Below are 2780 nucleotides of genomic sequence, written 5' to 3' on the forward strand. Positions count from 1 at the left end.
CTTCCTCGACAAGCTGTCGGCGCGTGCGTAGCACGGTCGTGGCGCTGGTCTCGAACGCTTGAGTAATCTGAGGGTCAGTCCACCCCGGTCCCTCCGCCGTGTCATCCGCCTTCATCATGATCCGCGCCTTCAGTATCCGTTATGGCGCATTCCGGCCCTTGCCGTTCATCCCCTCCAGCCGGTCCCGCTCGTCAGCATCAAGCCGAACAACATATCTAACCCGAAGCCCACCTTCGCCCATCCCAATACCCTCCTGAAACCTGTTCCGGGGCAGGGATTCAGAAAATCCGGAAAGTGTCAAATCAGATGAGTTGAAGGACTAGGCCCATTTGGGTGTGATCCTGAGGCTGTCGCACGCAAGAACCACCAGTCGCGTTCAATCACTTTTTTAATGATGGGTAAGTAGACGGGTTGAAAATTCAGCGGCTAGAAAATTAAAGTAAAATCAATATTTTATCAGATTTAATGGTGGGCGACCCTGGAATCGAACCAGGCATGGGTCTCCCCGGCGGAGTTACAGTCCGCTGCCGCACCTTGCAGCACGTCGCCCGCCGAGCGCTTTCGGCGTGGGGCGTGATTAGCCGCAGTGCCGCAGGGCGTCAAGTCGATTTCCGGGGGTTGCGCGATTGCCTTGTCCGTCGCACAGAGAATGCGGCAGGAAAGGAACGCGACATGGCCGGTAAAACCGCGAAATCGACAAAACCCGCATGGGTGATCGACAAAGAGCGCGCGCGCCGGGCGGCTGCGGCCGAAACGGTCTGGCTGTTCGGGCTGCATGCTGTGCGGGATGCGCTGGCCAATCCTGCGCGCGACAAGCTGCGTCTGGTCGTGACCCGCAACGCGCTGGACCGGCTGGGTGATCTCCATGGGCTTACGCCCGAAATCACCGATTCCCGTGTGTTCGGCAAGACCGTGCCGCTGGCCCCCGACAGCGTCCATCAGGGCGTCGCGCTTGAGGTAAAGCCGCTGAAATGGGGCAGTCTCAGCGAGGTGGCGCTGCGGCAGGCTCCGGGTGAGGCGCGGCCCCTGCTGGTGGCGCTGGATCGCGTGACTGATCCGCATAATATTGGCGCGATCCTGCGTTCTGCCGAAGTGTTCGGTGCGCGGGCGGTCATTGCCCCGGCGCGGCATTCGGCCCCGGAAACCGGGGCGCTGGCCAAGACCGCATCCGGCGCGCTGGAACGCCAGCCCTACCTGCGCGTGCCGAATCTGGCCGAGGCGCTGGTTCAGTTGAAGAACATGGGTTTCATACTGATCGGGCTGGACGGGACCGGCGAGGCGACGCTGCCCGACACGCTGGCGTCGCTGCCGGGACGGGCGATCTGTCTGGTTCTGGGGGCCGAGGGTCCGGGAATGCGCGATCTGACGATGAAAAACTGCGATCACGTTGTCCGCATTCCCTTTGCGGCCGATTTCGGGTCGCTGAACGTCTCGAACGCGACGGCGGTGGCGCTTTATGCGGCGTCGCGGGGGTAAGCGTTCACATCCATGCGACCAGATGCGCGTTCTGCGTTGAGAATCGCGTGGCTTGCTGCCAATCAGGTCTGGTCGCATTACGTCGCGGGCCAATGAAGCCACTGATACTGTCCATTCTTGTCCTGTTGTCGCAGATACTTTCTGCGGGTGCTCAGGAATGGGCGCTGGATGGCTATGATCCTCTGGGCTATGCCTCGGGACGCGCGGTTCCAGGGCGCAGCGATATCGCGACCATGTGGAAGGGCAAGCTGTGGCATTTCGCCAGCGAAGAGAACCGTTCCCGGTTCGAGGCCGATCCACGCGCCTATGCCCCCGGCTTCGGCGGTCTGTGCCCGGTGGCCCTGTCCCGCGGCGAACGTGTTGCCGGTGATCCGCAACATTTCGTCATCATCGGCAATCGCCTGTACCTTCTGCGATCCGACGCGGCCGAGCGCGAAATGATGCAGGATCCCCGGAAAATCCTGATGGAGGCCAGGAAGGTCTGGGCGGGTTCCCGCTGATGGGGTGAACATCCGATCTGGGGGTGGATATGAAGTTGACGAGTGACCTGAATGCCAGCCTATCGGCCTTGGCGCAGGGGGAGGCCGATCAGGATATCGCCGCGACCTTTCGCGAGCGCAACGGCTTTGAGGTTGCCCATCTGGACGATGACGCGCTGCTGGCGGCAATCCGGGAGGCGCGGGAGACCGCCGTGAATCTGGGGATTGCCATGCCCCGGCTGCGGATGCGGTTCATCATGCTTGGCGTGTTCCGGCTTCCGGGATTTTGGAAGAGCGCAGCGCTTTGGCAGATGCTGACGGCAGACACCGGGACTCCGGATATTCGGTTTGGCGATGTCTGCGCCCTTCTGAAACTGGGGGCGGGCCGTGAGGAAAAAGAAAATTATGTGTGGTGGTGATGAGTAAATTCAGACCCATTGTTGAACTATTGAAAGCCGCCGGACAGGCCCTCGGAAACGCCTTCCGTGGCCCGATGCCACAGCCGAAGCCAGCGCCTCCCACCATTCCACGCCCGTCTCCTCAGCCAGCGCCGCCCAGACCGCAACCAACGCGACCGCAACCAACGCAGCCGCCCCGGCCAGAACCAAAGCCGCCTTCTCCTCAACCCCGGCGCCCGATCCCCCCGACGGGAACCGAAACGGAACCGCAGCCGGAACCGCAGGCAGAGCCAGATCTTGAAACGGATGGCCAGACCGAAACGGACAAGGCCCCGAAGACCGAAGACGATCAGCATTGCCAGACATGCCCGAACTGCGTTCCCCGCGACATGGGCGCGGCAGTTTCGCACGTCTTTGGCGAGGTTCC

General features: G+C 62.1%; 3 protein-coding genes and 1 tRNA gene. 3 read left to right on the forward strand and 1 reads right to left on the reverse strand.

What is annotated here, in order from left to right; translation table 11 throughout:
• Positions 1-466: 466 nt before the first annotated feature.
• Positions 467-550 (reverse strand) — tRNA-Tyr (locus ACK5L9_RS20080).
• Between the two features lie 122 nt (positions 551-672).
• Between ACK5L9_RS20080 and rlmB the strand changes: the two genes are divergently transcribed.
• From rlmB to ACK5L9_RS20095, 3 genes are all read left to right on the forward strand, one after another.
• A complete protein-coding gene (gene rlmB, locus ACK5L9_RS20085; protein ID WP_416913229.1) occupies positions 673-1476 on the forward strand; it encodes a 23S rRNA (guanosine(2251)-2'-O)-methyltransferase RlmB in 804 nt (267 codons plus the stop codon).
• Between the two features lie 92 nt (positions 1477-1568).
• Positions 1569-1976, forward strand: coding sequence for a YHS domain-containing (seleno)protein (locus tag ACK5L9_RS20090; RefSeq protein WP_416913230.1), 408 nt, complete (start codon positions 1569-1571; stop codon positions 1974-1976).
• 29 nt (positions 1977-2005) lie between these two features.
• Complete coding sequence (locus ACK5L9_RS20095) at positions 2006-2374, forward strand: hypothetical protein (protein ID WP_416913231.1); 369 nt, start codon at positions 2006-2008, stop codon at positions 2372-2374.
• Positions 2375-2780: the final 406 nt, after the last annotated feature.

It is taken from the genome of Paracoccus sp. (in: a-proteobacteria) (assembly GCF_047973135.1).
In the GTDB taxonomy this organism is placed as follows: Bacteria; Pseudomonadota; Alphaproteobacteria; order Rhodobacterales; family Rhodobacteraceae; genus Paracoccus.

Bases quoted from the DNA above. Each gene is read 5' to 3' on its own strand.
- ACK5L9_RS20090 (WP_416913230.1), top strand. From the start codon at position 1,569: ATGAAGCCACTGATACTGTCCATTCTTGTCCTGTTGTCGCAGATACTT.
- rlmB (WP_416913229.1), top strand. From the start codon at position 673: ATGGCCGGTAAAACCGCGAAATCGACAAAACCCGCATGGGTGATCGAC.
- ACK5L9_RS20095 (WP_416913231.1), top strand. From the start codon at position 2,006: ATGAAGTTGACGAGTGACCTGAATGCCAGCCTATCGGCCTTGGCGCAG.